This window comes from Peptacetobacter hiranonis, from assembly GCF_008151785.1.
GTDB lineage: Bacteria > Bacillota > Clostridia > Peptostreptococcales > Peptostreptococcaceae > Peptacetobacter > Peptacetobacter hiranonis.
In genome coordinates this window covers 579,973-594,287 of the sequence record NZ_CP036523.1, presented here as the reverse complement: position 1 = coordinate 594,287, position 14,315 = coordinate 579,973, and the positions used below count along the sequence as shown (strand labels likewise).

Genomic DNA, 14,315 nt, shown 5'->3' with positions numbered 1-14,315 from the left:
CAAACGTCTTTACACAATCTTTTCTAAAATCTATTTATCCATTGAGCCTTTGTACTCAAGCATTGAAACATAGGCATCTAAAGCATTTACACATATCTTTTCATCAAAGTTAAATCTCAAATTATGAAGCCCATTTACAAATCCTTTTTCCTCGTTTCTTGCACCTAGCATAAAGAAAATTCCTGGTACTTCTTCCCGATAATATGAAAAATCATCTGCAATCATCAAAGGATCCAAAATCTTAACCTTGTCATCTCCAACAGCCTCAATAAACTCCTGACAAAGCTCAGAATTATTGTTTACAGGATGATAATCATCTCTAATAGTTACCTTAATCTCGCAATTAAATGCCTTTGAAAAACCGTCCGCAATTTCATAAAATCTCTCCTTAATCTTTGAATAAACTTCTGGTTTAAAGCATCTAATAGTCCCCTCAAGATGAACGTGTTCAGCGATAATATTTCTTCTTGAACCACCTTCAACCTTCCCAATACTAACAACTGCATTGTCTATTGGACTAATATTTCTCGAAACAATAGTCTGCATACTGCTAACTAAAGACGCATAAATTGTAATCGCATCTATCCCCGCTTCTGGAGCAGAACCTCCATGGCTGCTCTTTCCGTAAATATCTATCTCAAAATCACCAATCTGAGAAAGGAAATATCCTTCCCTAATACCAACTTTTCCTTCAGGAATTTCTGGATAAATATGAAGTCCATAAATTTGGTCAACTCCATAATATTTAAAAATCCCTTCATTAACAAGAGCCTCGGCACCTCCAGGACCTTCCTCTGCAGGCTGGAAAATAAACACAAAATTATCGTTTAACTTCTCCTTATTAGCATTAACATACTCAACAAGACCTAAAAGAATTGAAGTGTGTCCATCGTGTCCACAAAGATGCTGCACACCACACTCCGTCATAAGACCGTCGATATCCGCTCTAAAAGCTATAGTTCTCTTTGCATCCTTACCTCGAATAATCCCAGCAGTACCAGTACCAAGCCACTCGTCATACTCAACACCCAATTTATCTAAATAACTTCTAATATACTCAGAAGTCTTAAACTCCTCTCTACCAAGCTCTGCAACCTCGTGCAAAACCTCTCTATGATGCTTCATAACACCCTCTAAAAATGAAAAATCTCTCAAAAATCTCACCCCTCTATCTCAAAATACATTTCAAATAAGCACATACCTCATTAACACGTGCTTTATTAATACTTTTTTTCATCAATCAAAAACCTTGTACCCAAAATTCTTGTATACCTAAAACATAACTAAAAAACAATTTATTTATAGTATACATTAAACAAAACCAAATACAAGAAAAAAACAACAAAATTTCAGAATTTTTTCAAAAAAATAAAACACACACTCCATCTAAAATATAAATTTCGCTAACACAAACTTTTCCCTAACCTCCTTCACCAAACTTATATCCCCTATGTCCCAGCGTCAAAACACTTCTTCTCTTGATTAATTGTATCATCGTGAACTGTTGCAACTTTTGCTAAATGGTTCTCTTTTTGCTCGAATTTTATAAATAAATCGAACTCGACAATGCAACTTGATTGCCTGGAGAGGAGATTATTTATAAAATCCGAGTATAAAAAAAGAGACCATTGCAAAATTGCAACAGTCTCAAGATATACCAATTAGCAAGAGAAGAAGTGTTTAGCTAATCCTCCTTTAGCTGTCTCTTTATATTTGTCATGCATGTCAAGTCCAGTTTCTTTCATTGTTTCAACAACCTGATCTAATGAAACAGAATGTTCACCATTTGTTATCATAGCATACTTAGCTGCATCAAAAGCTCTCTGTGCTGCCATAGCATTTCTTTCTATACAAGGTATCTGAACATATCCGTAAACTGGGTCACAAGTCATACCTAAGTGGTGTTCAAGAGCTATCTCAGCTGCGTATTCTATATGGTCTATAGAACCTCCCTGAAGATAAGCAACTGCTCCAGCTGCCATTGAACATGCAGCACCTACTTCACCCTGACATCCAACTTCTGCACCTGAAATAGACGCATTAGTTTTTATTATATTTCCTATTATACCAGCTACTATTATAGCTTCGTTTACCTGTTCATCAGTTAAATTCATGTAATCTTTCATAGCGAAGAATATACCTGGTAGAACACCTGCAGAACCACAAGTTGGTGCAGTTACTATTATATTACCAGAAGCATTCTGTTCAGAAGCTGCTAGTGCATAAGCGTAAACTAATGTAGAGAAGTCGTTAGTTTTTTTGAAGTTTTCATAGAATACTCCAGCTCTTCTCTTTAAGTGTAATTTTCCTGGTATTACTTCATTAGTAGCTAATCCTTCATCTATTGATTTTTTCATAGCTTCTCTTATTGTATTTATGTGATCCATTATGTCACTATCTTCATTTTCTAAGGCAAAATCAACTAATGTTTTGTTGTTGTCTTTGCACCATTTTACTATCTCGTCCATAGTACTTAGAGGATATGTTTCTTTAACTGCAGAAGTATTTCTCTTTCCTTCTTCAGCAAGAGATCCACCACCTACTGAGAATACTTCCCACTGTGCAGTAGTATTTCCGTCTTTATCAAGAGCTTCAAGTAACATTCCATTTGGATGGAAGTCTTTTATTATATCTTCTCTCCATACTATCTCAACTTTTTTAGGAGCTATAGTTTTTATTATTATGTAGTCAGTTAAATGACCAGCACCTGTAGCTGCTAAACTTCCGTAAAGTGTTGCTCTAAAGCTATCTGCATCTGGATTTTCGTTTTTAAATCTTTCTGCTGCTCTCTGTGGCCCCATTGTATGTGAGCTTGATGGCCCATTCCCTATTTTGTATAACTCTTTTAAAGTATCCATTTTGTCCTCCATATTGTATTATTTTAATATTTTTTGCAATGTCTAAAATAAACTTGTTTCATCAAAAAGTTTTTAAGCAATAAAAAATTTTCTAAAACAATTTTATTATAATTTTTTTATTTTATGTCCACTTTTATTATACATAATTTTTAATAAAAAATATCGCTTTCTTATAAAAAATTTGACTTTGTCTTGAAGTTTTTCAAATCGAATTTTTCTTAATATTCTCATTTGTTATTCAAATTTGTATTGCAATTTTTACTAGAATGTATTATTATTGCTTTAAGAGTTTAATTTAATATCTATAACCTGCGTAGAGGCGCTGTTTTCATCAGTATTGCGAGCTAGTTGGCAAACTTATCTCGTAAGAAAGGGAAAATAGCCGAAGAATTTATCTGGGCACAGATTTTTTCTGGGGTAGTATAAAATATATACTGCACTGTCACTTGTTTAGTGTTGAGCTACAAGGTTTACTTTGCTATAAGAATTTATAGACGTACAAGGTATTCCTTTGTGCGTCTTTTGTGTATATAGAACTTTTTTGACTGTTATTTAACTTTCATAAATAAGAATGTTATTTAACTTTTACAAGTAATTTATACATAAAATTAACGTAGACCTAAATATTTAGCTTTAAAAGTTTAAAATTGCAGATAGAATATTAAAAATAATGTATAATGTTTATGAGGTGATTTTTAATGAAAAAAGTAAATTTAGCAGTAGTTGGTGCTACTGGTATGGTAGGAAGAACATTCCTAAAAGTTTTAGAAGAAAGAGAATTCCCAATAAATGATTTATATCTTTTCTCTTCTTCAAAATCAGCAGGTAAAAAAGTAACTTTCGCTGGAAAAGAATACACTGTTGAAGAATTAACTGAAGATTCATTTACTGGAAGAAACATAGATATCGCTTTATTCTCAGCTGGAGGTTCTACAAGTGGAAAATTCGCTCCAATAGCTGCAGCAAATGGCGCTTTAGTTGTAGACAACTCTAGTTTCTGGAGAATGGATCCAGAAGTTCCACTAGTTGTTCCTGAAGTAAATCCAGAAGCAATAAAAGAACACAAAAAAGGAATAATAGCTAATCCTAACTGTTCTACAATTCAGGCTATGTTACCATTAAAAGCATTACATGATAAATACACTATAAAAAGAGTAGTATATTCTACATATCAGGCTGTTTCTGGTTCTGGTGTTAAAGGTGTTGAAGATTTAGAAGAAGGATCAAAAGGAAATCCAACAGGATTCTACCCACATCCAATAGCTTTCAACTGTCTTCCTCACATAGATTCATTCTTAGACAATGGATATACTAAAGAAGAAATGAAAATGGTCAACGAAACTAGAAAAATCCTTTGCGATGATTCTATAAGAATAACTGCTACTACTGTAAGAGTACCAGTTAAAAACGGACACAGTGAGTCTATAAACCTTGAATTCGAAAAAGATTTCGATTTAGATGAACTTGTAGCTACTTTAGCTGCTATGGAAAATGTTGTTGTTGTTGATAACCCGGCAGAAAACCTATACCCTACTGCAGCTGAATTCTCTGATAGAGATGAAGTATTCGTTGGTAGAATAAGAAGAGACTTCAGTGTTGATAGCGGTGTTAACCTATGGGTTGTAGCTGACAACATAAGAAAAGGTGCTGCTACTAATGCAGTTCAGATAGCTGAAAAAGCTATAGAAATGGAATTAGTTTAAAATAAATTATATTTTTTAAGAAAAGGGGTCGATCTCAAATGTTATTTAAAGGTTCTGCAGTTGCTCTTGTAACACCATTCACAAAAGATAATAAGGTAAACTTCGATAAATTAGCTGAACTTATCGAATATCATATAGAAAACAAAACTGACGCTATAGTTTCTTGTGGTACTACTGGTGAAGCTACTACAATGTCAGATGAAGAAATACTTTCTGTTTTAGAATTTACAGTTAAAAAAGTAAATGGAAGAATACCAGTTATAGCTGGAACAGGATCAAACAATACTATGCATTCTGTTGAATTAAGCCAGAAAGCTGAAGCTCTTGGTGTTGACGGATTATTAATAATAACTCCATACTACAACAAAGCTAATAAATCTGGTCTTAAAAAACATTTCGTAACAATAGCAGAAAGCGTTAATATACCAATAATCTTATACAACGTTCCTGGAAGAACTTGTATGAACATATCTCCAGCTTTAATAGCTGAACTTGCTCAGGTTCCTAATATAGTTGCTGTTAAAGAAGCTAGTGGAGATTTAGGACAGGTTGCTGAAATAGCAAGCTTAGTTCCAGAAGATTTCGCTATATACTCTGGAAACGACGATTCAATAGTTCCTCTATTATCATTAGGAGGACATGGGGTTATATCTGTTCTTGCTAACGTATGCCCTAGAGAAACTCACGATTTAGTTGAAAAATATCTTAACGGAGATGTTGAAGGTTCAAGAAAAATACAGTTAGATTTAGACGCTCTAATCGCTGCATTATTCATAGAAGTAAATCCTATACCAGTTAAAACTGCTATGAATTTACTTGGATTTGAAGTTGGAGATTTAAGACTTCCACTTGATAATATGGACCCTGCTAATCTTGAAGTTCTAAAAAAAGAATTAATAAATGCAGGACTTAAAGTTCAGGCTTAGTAATTTGTAAATCATTGGATTGCAGAAGGTTGGATTTATATCTGATATTTTGCAATCCAATTTTAAATTTATGATATAAAATAATTGAAATAAAATATAACTTAATCAAGTTTTTAATAATTGTACTTGAAAGAATTAAGTTTTTAATTAGGAGGAAATTATGTTAAGAGTAATATCTACAGGATACGACGGGAAAATGGGAAGAATAGTTGCTGAAACAGTAAGAGCAGACGAAAACTGCGAACTTGCTTTTGTTCAGGCTTACGATAAAAGTAAATGTGTACAGGATATAACAATATATGAAAAATTAGCTGATTGCGAAGAAAAAGGAGATGTTATCATAGACTTCTCTAACCACGCAAACTTAGACAACGTACTTGGATACGCTTTAAGAACTAAAACTCCAATAGTTATAGCAACTACTGGTTTTAATGATGAAGAAATAGAAAGAATACACAAAGCATCTGAGGAAATACCTGTATTCTTCTCTTACAATATGTCACTTGGTGTAAATATAATGGTTAAATTAGTTAAGGAAGCTGCAAAACTTCTTAACGGATTTGATATAGAAATAGTTGAAAAACACCACAACAGAAAAGTAGATGCTCCAAGTGGTACAGCTATAATGATAGCAAATGGGGTTAAAGAAGTACTTCCAGAATCTAATGTTGTTAATGGAAGATCTGGTAGAAGCTGTAAGAGACAGCCTGGCGATATAGGTATAAGTGCTGTTAGAGGTGGTACTATAGTTGGTGAACACGACGCATTATTCTGCGGAGATAGTGAAGTTGTAACTATAAGTCATCAGGCTCAGTCAAGACAGATATTTGCCAACGGTGCATTAGCTGCAGCTAAATTTATAGCTGATAAAGAATCTGGATTCTACAATATGGACGATATGTTAAAATAGTTTTTAATATTTTGGGGATTAGATGTTAGTATATGTTTCAAACGGGGAATAAAGTTATTAGTTAAAGTTATTAAACTAAATTTTTTTAAAGGGGTGTTGCCTAATGGTAAATTTAAACGATGCTTATGAAATAGCAAGATATATAAAGGAAGTTGAGAAAAAGACTCCTGTTAAAGTTTATGTAAATACTGATCCATACAACTTTGAGTCTACTGATGAATACAAAGTTTTTGGAACAGATTCTTTTCATATATTTATCGGGGACTACGATGCTATAATGGCTGCTCTTAATCAGAGAGAGGACTGTATAAGAGATATTCATGTAGAATACGATAGAAGAAATTCTGCTATTCCTCTAAAAAATACTCTTCACGAGTCAGCAAGAATAGAACCAGGCTCAATTATCAGAGATATGGTTACTATTGAAAAGAATGCAGTAGTTATGATGGGTGCTGTTGTTAATATCGGTGCTGTTATCGGTGAAGGAACAATGGTAGATATGAATGCTGTTGTCGGCGCTAGAGGTACTCTTGGTAAGAATGTTCATCTAGGTGCAGGTGCTGTTGTCGCTGGTGTTCTTGAGCCACCTTCAGCAGATCCAGTTATAGTTGAGGACAATGTTATGATTGGTGCTAATGCAGTTATTCTTGAAGGTGTGAGAATAGGAGAAGGTGCTGTTGTTGCAGCTGGTTCTGTTGTCACTAAAGATGTTCCTGCAGGTGCTGTCGTTGCTGGTTCTCCAGCTAAAGTTGTGAAGATGAAAGATGAAAAAACTAGTGAAAAAACAAAACTACTAGATGATTTAAGACAGTTGTAATACTAGGAAATAGAAAAATAGGATAAGGATTACCACTTGCTCCAAGATCGGACGCGTGTTACAGTTATTTGCTTTTGTGCTAGTAAAATACGCGTCCTCCATTGTCGCTGCGTCGGTAATTCCTTATCCTATTTTTATTTCCATTATTATTCTATCCTGTCTTTGCATAAGGCGCTTGCTAAATGCTAAAGCAGATTGTATCTTATTTTATATGGTTATGAAATCTAAAAAAGAGCCTATAAAAAGTGGCTCATATTCTTAAAGTATGTTATAATAAGAGCAAGAAATATAGATGGAGTAGAGGTTTAGAGGGTTACCTCTTCTTCAACTTAATAGTTAAAGTAAAGGTAAAGCCACCGTTCCTGCGACCAACAGTTTTTCGGTGGCTTTTTTCTTTTTTGTCAGATATACGATTAATTACTACACCGACAATAATCGGTATTATGAGTAACTTTATTATCTCTTCAAAGTCCATTTTGAAAACCTCCTTTCAGTTGCTCTAAGAGGATTTACTTCAACTGGAAACCACCTATTTTTTCATTTCTTGCTCCAACTTTATTATAACACATCATAATATTTTATTACAATCTTATTAATTAATACTGTTTTATTGAAATTATATTTAAAATAATATTTATTTTCCCCCTACTATATTTCTCTTTAAAATGTTAAAATTAAGTCATGGAAATTAATTTTTCTGAATTTTTAATTTTGGGGGTAATAAGTATGTTAAGAGTTATTATATGTGGCTATAGTGGCGGCGTTGGTAAAATTTTAAGAGAGTGTGTTGCTAAGGACAGCGAGTGTGAGTTAGTGGCTGGTGTTAGCCGTTCTCTTGAGACAGGTACTTGCGACGGAAATGTTAAGTTATTCAAGAGTTTTGATAATTGCGATGTTGAAGCTGATGCGATAATAGACTTCTCTCATCCTGATAATCTTGACTCTATGTTAAAGTACGTTCTAAAAACTAAAACTCCTGTTGTTATCGCTACAACTGGATTTACTGCAGAACAGGATGCAGCTATTGAGGACGTTTCTAAGGAAGTTCCTGTGCTTCTTTCTCACAATACTTCAGTTGGTGTAAATGTTCTTATCGAGCTAGTTAAACAGGCTGCTAAGCTTCTTGATTTTGATATAGAAATAGTTGAAAAACATCACAATAGAAAAGAAGATGCTCCAAGTGGTACATCTAAGATGCTTATCTCTGCAATACAGGAAGTTCTTCCTGATGTTAAAGGTTTATTTGGTAGATCTGGCAGAAGTTGTAAAAGACAGTCGGGAGATATTGGAGTTAGTTCTGTAAGAGGTGGAAATATAGTTTCTGACCACGATGTGCTATTCTGTGGTGACAGTGAAGTTGTAACACTTGCTCATCATGCACAGTCTAATGCAATTTTCGCTGAAGGTGCAATATTTGCTGCTAAGAAGATATTAGACAAAGAAAACGGATTATATGATATGAAGGATATATTATAAAATAAAATAACAAGTGTAAATGGATAACTTGATACTAGAATAGCAGTATGATATAATAAAGAAAAGATTACTAGAGCAATAGCTAGGCTATTAATCTTTCTTGAATTTAATTACAAGAGAAAATGTAAAACCACCACTACGGCTAATAGATTGGTGGTTTTTTTCTTTTTTGTCTTTAGATAGTTTGTTTATTGCTACACCTACAAATATAGGTATCACAATTAGCGTTAATACTGTCTCTACCACAGACATAACCTCCCTTCTAAAACATTAGGAGGATTCTAAAAGGTTGCCACCGCTCTATTTTGTCATCTTTTCAATAAATATTATATCATAGTTTAAATAAAAAATCTTTATTGTGTGATTTGAAAAGAATGCAAACGTAGAAAGACCCTTGTAAATATACAAAGGTCTACTTCTCTAATTATCTATCTTCGTCTGTTACGTTGAATATGTATGGTACGTTTCTGAAGTAATCTCCACAGTCAAATCCGTATCCAACAACGAATTTATCCTCTACTTCATATCCACAGTAGTCTGGCACTAAGTCAACTTTTCTTCTTGAAGGTTTGTCTAATAGCACGCAGCTTTTTATACTCGCTGGATTTTTAGCTTTTAAATGTTTAAGTACGAAATCCATAGTCACTGCACTGTCAGTTATATCATCAACTACAAGCACATCGTATCCTTCTAAATCTACAGTTACATCTGAAGATACTTTAACTGTTCCACTAGTTTCTTCTGAATTTCCATAGCTAGATGTTGTCATGAAGTTTACTCTTAGTGGTAAATCTATGCTTCTAACTAAGTCTGCGCAGAATATAAAGCTTCCTCTAAGTAGTGCAACTACCATTAATTTTTTATCTTTATAGTCTTCTGTTATCTGTTTTCCAAGTTCTTTTACTCTTTTTGCAATGTCCTCTTCTGTGTACATTGTTTCCCATTTCTTTTTAGTTATGTCCATTTTCTGGCCTCCGATTCTTTTGTTATACAGATTATTTTATACGAATTATTGAGTATTTTCAATAGTTTAATAGAAAAATGCTATCTATAATAACTTAGATAAATCTACTTATTTAATTTTTTCCTTAATTTCACAAATATTCTCTAGTTAATAATATTTTCAAGTTAAAAACTTTCAAAAAGTGGCTCTATTCTTTTTAATATGGTACAATATAAAAAGAGGTAAGAATAACTTTTAGAAGATAACTTGGTTATTTTTCTTTTTTTAAACTAAGTTTTAAAGCAATAGTAAAACCACCACTACGTCCAATAGTCTGGTGGTTTTTTACTTTTTTTGTCATATACTTCCCGACGCAAAATAAGCCTTTAAATAATTCTTACAAGCATAATTCCAAAATATCCAGTATCGATTTTCGATTGCTATTTTTACCAAAAGTGTGCGATAGAAAACAACCTCACTCGACAATACGAAGGCAGCACTGCGGTATTTCATCTCTGATGAGATACCCTTGTGATGACTGAGTCTGGAGAGAAGGTTGTTTCTATCGCACACCTCACCAAATAAAAATACCGCATCGAAAATCGATACGGCATTTTTGAAAATTATATTTTAAGATTATTTAAAGGCTTATTTATTCATTTCATTCATAACATCAAGTATTACGTTGTCAGTTACAGACATTCCTTCATCTCCAACGCATCCTAATGCTCTAACACTTTCATCAACAGATCTACCAACTATACCATTAAGTCCTGGAACTATACATCCTCTCTTAGCAAGTATAGCATTCTGAACTGCTGCAGAAGATGCTGTAGCTAATTTACAAGCACATCCTGGTTTTGCACCGTCACATATCATACCACTTAAGTTAGCTATCATATTTTCCATAGCTCCTTCTATCTGAGACTGTTCAGCATCCATTAACCAAGAAAGACCTGCTGTACATCCTATTGCAGCTGCAACACCACATCCACACATTGGAGATAATCTACCTGTGAAGTTTTTGATGTATGCAGTTATTAAGTGAGATATTGCTAAAGCTCTAGCAACTCTTTCATCACTCTGAGGATTTCTTTCGTTGTATGCAGCTATTGGAAGTATTGCTGTTAAACCGTGGTTACCACTTCCGTTTGAACTCATAACTGGCATCTTAACACCTGACATTCTAGCATCTGAAGCTGCTGATGTAAGCATCATTGCGTAGTTTACAAGGTCATCACCTAATTCTCCAGCTTTTATAGCTTCTTTAATTCCAAAACCAGTACCAACACCAGTTTTTTCTCTTAAACCAACTTCTGCCATAGCTCTGTTCATTGTTATACCGTCAAGAAGGAATTTTATATCTTCAAAGTCCATTTTTTCTACGTTGTCAACTATTTCAGCAACTGTAGCATTGTCCATTAAAGTTTCTTTTCTTTCTTCTTTTGCACCATCAGCTACAACTTCTTCTTTTGGTTCATTATCTAATATAACTTCTCCATCTTTTGCAAGATATGTAAAGTTATCGTGTCTTCCTCTTATCTTAACTAATACTTCATGATTAGCACCTTTTAACATAACTTCTAAGTATATCTTATCAGCTGAGTCAGTTGGCTCTACTGATATAGTATGTTCTTCTAAATATTTTTCTGATTCTCTAACTTCTTCTTCAGTTAAACCTTCAAGAACGCTTAATCCGTCCGCAGATTTTCCACCAACTATACCCATACAAGCTGCAACTTTTAATCCTAATATCTTACTTCCTGGTATACCAACACCCATTCCGTTTTTGAATATATTGTTACTTACTAACATCTTATTATCTATAACTTCTTCACCTAAAAGTTCCTTAGCTTTTGCACAAGCTAAAGCTAATGCAACTGGTTCTGTACATCCAACTGCTGGCTTAACTTCATTTCTTAACATTTCAACTAATTCATTTCTTATATCTCTCATCGTACACCCTCCATATAATCTAATATCTCTCGTATTTCAATAGCAAATTTCTAAATAGTTCTAAATAAATTTCTGTTCATACATTTGGATTATCTAATAACCCTTTACACGCCATATATAATAAGCATATCTCGTGCCAAAGTTGAAAAAACACCTTCATAAAACTTTACACTTGGCTATATAACTAGCTTTAAACCTATTATTTTTTAAAATTATCATCTCAAAAATATTTATTATCAACTTTTCAAAAAATATTTTTTCTCATTTTAGGTATAAAAAAATCTCATTTTGAGAAATAATCTCAAAATGAGAATATATATATAAATATAAACAAACTGCTCTAAAACTACTCTCACATTAACCTAAAAAACAAACTTCTCCAACTTCATCTCTTTCCAAAGGACAACTTCTTTATAACTAAAATTGAAAACATGTGGAATTACTGTAGAAAAGGGTTCATTATGATTAGCGCTCTCAATAAATTCGAAAACATTTTACTTTATCTACTCCCATATAAGCAACTTCTTTATAACCAAAATTGAAAACTTATGGAATTAGTATACCTAAGAATGAAATATAATAATCTCACTCGACAATATGAAGTCATCACTGCGGTATTTCATCTCTGATGAGATACCCTTGTGATGACTGAGTCTGGAGAGTGAATTATTATATTCATTCTTCGTTACTTAATTCCATACTTTTCAATTTTTCTATAAAGAGTTGCCCTCGATATTCCTAGGGCCTTTGCCGCCAATTCTTTGTCTTTTTTATATACTCCATATCTTTTCAACGCCTTCTGTATCTCTCTCTTCTCAAGATCCTCCAACGTCTCTATAGCAGAAGTCTCATCTTCCTCAAACTTCTCCTCATACTCCAGAATAGACTTTGGAAGAACATCGACTGTAATCTCGCTACCCTGAGCCATATTTACACTATACTCAATACTATTTTGAAGCTCTCTAACATTTCCTGGCCAACCGTACCTTTGCATCCTATCCAGTGCAATTTCATCTATTCCCTCTACACTCTTCTCTAGCTTTATAGAATATTCTTTAATCATATAATCTATAAGAAGCGGAATATCTCCCTTTCTCTGAGAAAGACTTGGTAGCTTTATAGGGATTACATTTAGCCTGTAGTATAAATCCTCCCTAAACGTACCCTCTCTAACCATACTCTCAAGATCCTTATTAGTAGCTGCAATTATCCTAACATCTATCTCAATATTAGACTTCGCACCAATTTTATTCACTTCCTTCTCCTGAAGTACTCTAAGAAGCTTTGACTGAAGATGCAAGCTCATATCCCCAATCTCATCTAAAAACAAGCTTCCCTTGTGGGCAATTTCAAACATACCTAATTTCCCACCTTTTCTAGCACCAGTAAATGCACCTTCCTCGTATCCAAATAGCTCACTTTCTAGCAAATTATCTGGAATAGCTGCACAGTTTACTGCAATAAATGGATACTCAGCTCTTTTGCTGTGGTTGTGTATTGCTCTGGCAAACAGCTCCTTACCTGTCCCACTCTCCCCAGTTATAAGAACTGTAGACACAGACTGAGCTGCCATAATCGTCTCTTTCTTGACCTTTTTAATCGACTCACTTTCGCCGATTATATTATCAATCATTATACTTCTATCTTTATTCATCTTGTTGTAGTTTTTAATAGCTTCTTTTTTATCGGTAAAGTCTATAACATACCCTTTAATCTCGCCATTAAGCTCAATCCTGCTCATATTGTAGATACCTTTAATAGACTTTCCTCCACCCTTGTAGCTAAAGCTCGCACTAAAAGAGTGTCCCTTTCTATACTTATCTGGAATTTTGATAAATTTAAAAATATCAAAAATAATCTTCCCTGTAATATCGTCCTTTATATTGAACATCTTTTTAAACTTTAAATTGTATCTATCAATTCTGCCATCGACATCTATAGACACAACAGACTTATCCATACCGTCTACCAAAGTCTCAAGCTTCTTCTTTTCAATATCGAGTTCATAAGATTTTATAGCTGCTTTTAATTTCCCAGACAATAAATCTGCCATTCTCGTAAGGAAATTTACCATTCCATCGCTATTAGTTTCAATTATCTTTCTCTGCTCCTCAGAGAATGCTATAAGACCTATCACACCGTAAGATTTCCCGTCACAGACTATAGGACAACATATTTCCCCAAACTCGTTACAATTTCCCGCTCTACAACACTCCTTGCAAATAGGGCTAACTTTTGGATTATCTATAACTATTACCTCTCCGTCCTGCAACGACTTCTTAAAAGCATATCCGTCTATTTGCTCGCCAATCTTACTTATATATTTCCCAGTACCCGCAATTCTGATAAGATTTTCGTCTACTATTGTTACATCTATTTTTAATACAGTTTCTATTGCATCTGCTATATTTTGTATATCATTTTTTATATAACCTAGCTCAATCTTCATAACAATTACCTATCCTTTCTAAATTGTGAGTGTATATTCAAATATCTTCATATATATTATTTTAAAATCTAAATGAGTCAAATTTCTTTTCATTTTCTGTTATTTCTTCTAGTTCCTTGTTCTTCATCATTCTCTTAATATCCTTCAATTCTACGTAAATTTTGTTCAAAGTAAACTGAATTGATACAAGGACCATAAACAGAAGAACGACAAATACTATCTCGTAGTTTATCAAAAAATCATCTCCCTATTCTAAAATAGGCCTGGCATAAACTGC

General features: G+C 33.6%; 13 protein-coding genes and 1 riboswitch. Of the genes, 5 read left to right on the top strand and 8 right to left on the bottom strand.

What is annotated here, in order from left to right:
* Positions 1–30 precede the first annotated feature (30 nt).
* Complete coding sequence (locus tag KGNDJEFE_RS02990) at positions 31–1,155, bottom strand: amidohydrolase (RefSeq protein WP_040410356.1); 1,125 nt, start codon at positions 1,153–1,155, stop codon at positions 31–33.
* A gap of 506 nt (positions 1,156–1,661) precedes the next feature.
* Positions 1,662–2,858, bottom strand: coding sequence for an L-serine ammonia-lyase (locus tag KGNDJEFE_RS02985; protein ID WP_040410355.1), 1,197 nt, complete (start codon positions 2,856–2,858; stop codon positions 1,662–1,664).
* 306 nt (positions 2,859–3,164) lie between these two features.
* Positions 3,165–3,330: riboswitch (Lysine riboswitch) on the top strand.
* A 226-nt stretch (positions 3,331–3,556) separates the two neighbouring features.
* On the opposite strand from KGNDJEFE_RS02985, the gene KGNDJEFE_RS02980 reads away from it, so the two are divergent.
* The 4 genes from KGNDJEFE_RS02980 to dapD all read left to right on the top strand — a co-directional run bounded on the left by KGNDJEFE_RS02980 (position 3,557) and on the right by dapD (position 7,214).
* The gene (locus KGNDJEFE_RS02980; RefSeq protein ID WP_006439730.1) at positions 3,557–4,561 is read left to right on the top strand and encodes an aspartate-semialdehyde dehydrogenase; all 1,005 of its coding nucleotides are present in this window, start codon (positions 3,557–3,559) and stop codon (positions 4,559–4,561) included.
* A gap of 38 nt (positions 4,562–4,599) precedes the next feature.
* Positions 4,600–5,487, top strand: a complete 888-nt coding sequence (gene dapA / locus KGNDJEFE_RS02975; protein ID WP_006439729.1) for a 4-hydroxy-tetrahydrodipicolinate synthase — start codon at positions 4,600–4,602, stop codon at positions 5,485–5,487.
* A 160-nt stretch (positions 5,488–5,647) separates the two neighbouring features.
* Positions 5,648–6,397 (top strand): 4-hydroxy-tetrahydrodipicolinate reductase, encoded by a 750-nt coding sequence (dapB, locus tag KGNDJEFE_RS02970; protein ID WP_006439728.1) that lies wholly within the window; start codon positions 5,648–5,650, stop codon positions 6,395–6,397.
* Positions 6,398–6,500: 103 nt separating this feature from the next.
* Positions 6,501–7,214 carry a 2,3,4,5-tetrahydropyridine-2,6-dicarboxylate N-acetyltransferase gene (gene dapD, locus KGNDJEFE_RS02965; protein WP_006439727.1) on the top strand — a complete coding sequence of 238 codons (714 nt, stop codon included), beginning with the start codon at positions 6,501–6,503 and terminating at the stop codon, positions 7,212–7,214.
* Positions 7,215–7,527: 313 nt separating this feature from the next.
* On the opposite strand, the gene KGNDJEFE_RS11685 is transcribed toward dapD, so the two are convergent.
* On the bottom strand, positions 7,528–7,689 hold the full coding sequence (locus KGNDJEFE_RS11685) for a hypothetical protein (RefSeq protein ID WP_154645813.1): 162 nt from the start codon (positions 7,687–7,689) through the stop codon (positions 7,528–7,530).
* A 251-nt stretch (positions 7,690–7,940) separates the two neighbouring features.
* Between KGNDJEFE_RS11685 and dapB (KGNDJEFE_RS02960) the strand changes: the two genes are divergently transcribed.
* Entirely contained in the window at positions 7,941–8,690 is a 750-nt protein-coding gene (gene dapB, locus KGNDJEFE_RS02960) for a 4-hydroxy-tetrahydrodipicolinate reductase (protein ID WP_040410354.1), read from the top strand.
* Between the two features lie 90 nt (positions 8,691–8,780).
* Here the strand turns inward: dapB (KGNDJEFE_RS02960) and KGNDJEFE_RS11680 are convergent, their stop codons facing one another.
* The 5 genes from KGNDJEFE_RS11680 to KGNDJEFE_RS11675 form a co-directional block, all read right to left on the bottom strand.
* On the bottom strand, positions 8,781–8,936 hold the full coding sequence (locus tag KGNDJEFE_RS11680; RefSeq protein WP_154645812.1) for a hypothetical protein: 156 nt from the start codon (positions 8,934–8,936) through the stop codon (positions 8,781–8,783).
* A 178-nt stretch (positions 8,937–9,114) separates the two neighbouring features.
* A complete protein-coding gene (gene hpt / locus KGNDJEFE_RS02955; RefSeq protein WP_006439724.1) occupies positions 9,115–9,654 on the bottom strand; it encodes a hypoxanthine phosphoribosyltransferase in 540 nt (179 codons plus the stop codon).
* Positions 9,655–10,281: 627 nt separating this feature from the next.
* Entirely contained in the window at positions 10,282–11,589 is a 1,308-nt protein-coding gene (locus tag KGNDJEFE_RS02950) for an L-cysteine desulfidase family protein (RefSeq protein WP_148881783.1), read from the bottom strand.
* A 685-nt stretch (positions 11,590–12,274) separates the two neighbouring features.
* Positions 12,275–14,038, bottom strand: coding sequence for a sigma-54-dependent Fis family transcriptional regulator (locus KGNDJEFE_RS02945; RefSeq protein WP_006439722.1), 1,764 nt, complete (start codon positions 14,036–14,038; stop codon positions 12,275–12,277).
* A 61-nt stretch (positions 14,039–14,099) separates the two neighbouring features.
* Positions 14,100–14,273 (bottom strand): hypothetical protein, encoded by a 174-nt coding sequence (locus KGNDJEFE_RS11675; protein WP_154645811.1) that lies wholly within the window; start codon positions 14,271–14,273, stop codon positions 14,100–14,102.
* Positions 14,274–14,315: the final 42 nt, after the last annotated feature.

What these genes read in the sequence shown, in the direction of transcription:
- KGNDJEFE_RS02985 (WP_040410355.1), bottom strand. Translation starts at nt 2,858, where the DNA reads ATGGATACTTTAAAAGAGTTATACAAAATAGGGAATGGGCCATCAAGC.
- KGNDJEFE_RS02980 (WP_006439730.1), top strand. Translation starts at nt 3,557, where the DNA reads ATGAAAAAAGTAAATTTAGCAGTAGTTGGTGCTACTGGTATGGTAGGA.
- dapB (WP_040410354.1), top strand. Translation starts at nt 7,941, where the DNA reads ATGTTAAGAGTTATTATATGTGGCTATAGTGGCGGCGTTGGTAAAATT.
- dapB (WP_006439728.1), top strand. Translation starts at nt 5,648, where the DNA reads ATGTTAAGAGTAATATCTACAGGATACGACGGGAAAATGGGAAGAATA.
- dapD (WP_006439727.1), top strand. Translation starts at nt 6,501, where the DNA reads ATGGTAAATTTAAACGATGCTTATGAAATAGCAAGATATATAAAGGAA.
- dapA (WP_006439729.1), top strand. Translation starts at nt 4,600, where the DNA reads ATGTTATTTAAAGGTTCTGCAGTTGCTCTTGTAACACCATTCACAAAA.
- hpt (WP_006439724.1), bottom strand. Translation starts at nt 9,654, where the DNA reads ATGGACATAACTAAAAAGAAATGGGAAACAATGTACACAGAAGAGGAC.
- KGNDJEFE_RS11685 (WP_154645813.1), bottom strand. Translation starts at nt 7,689, where the DNA reads ATGGACTTTGAAGAGATAATAAAGTTACTCATAATACCGATTATTGTC.
- KGNDJEFE_RS02945 (WP_006439722.1), bottom strand. Translation starts at nt 14,038, where the DNA reads ATGAAGATTGAGCTAGGTTATATAAAAAATGATATACAAAATATAGCA.
- KGNDJEFE_RS02950 (WP_148881783.1), bottom strand. Translation starts at nt 11,589, where the DNA reads ATGAGAGATATAAGAAATGAATTAGTTGAAATGTTAAGAAATGAAGTT.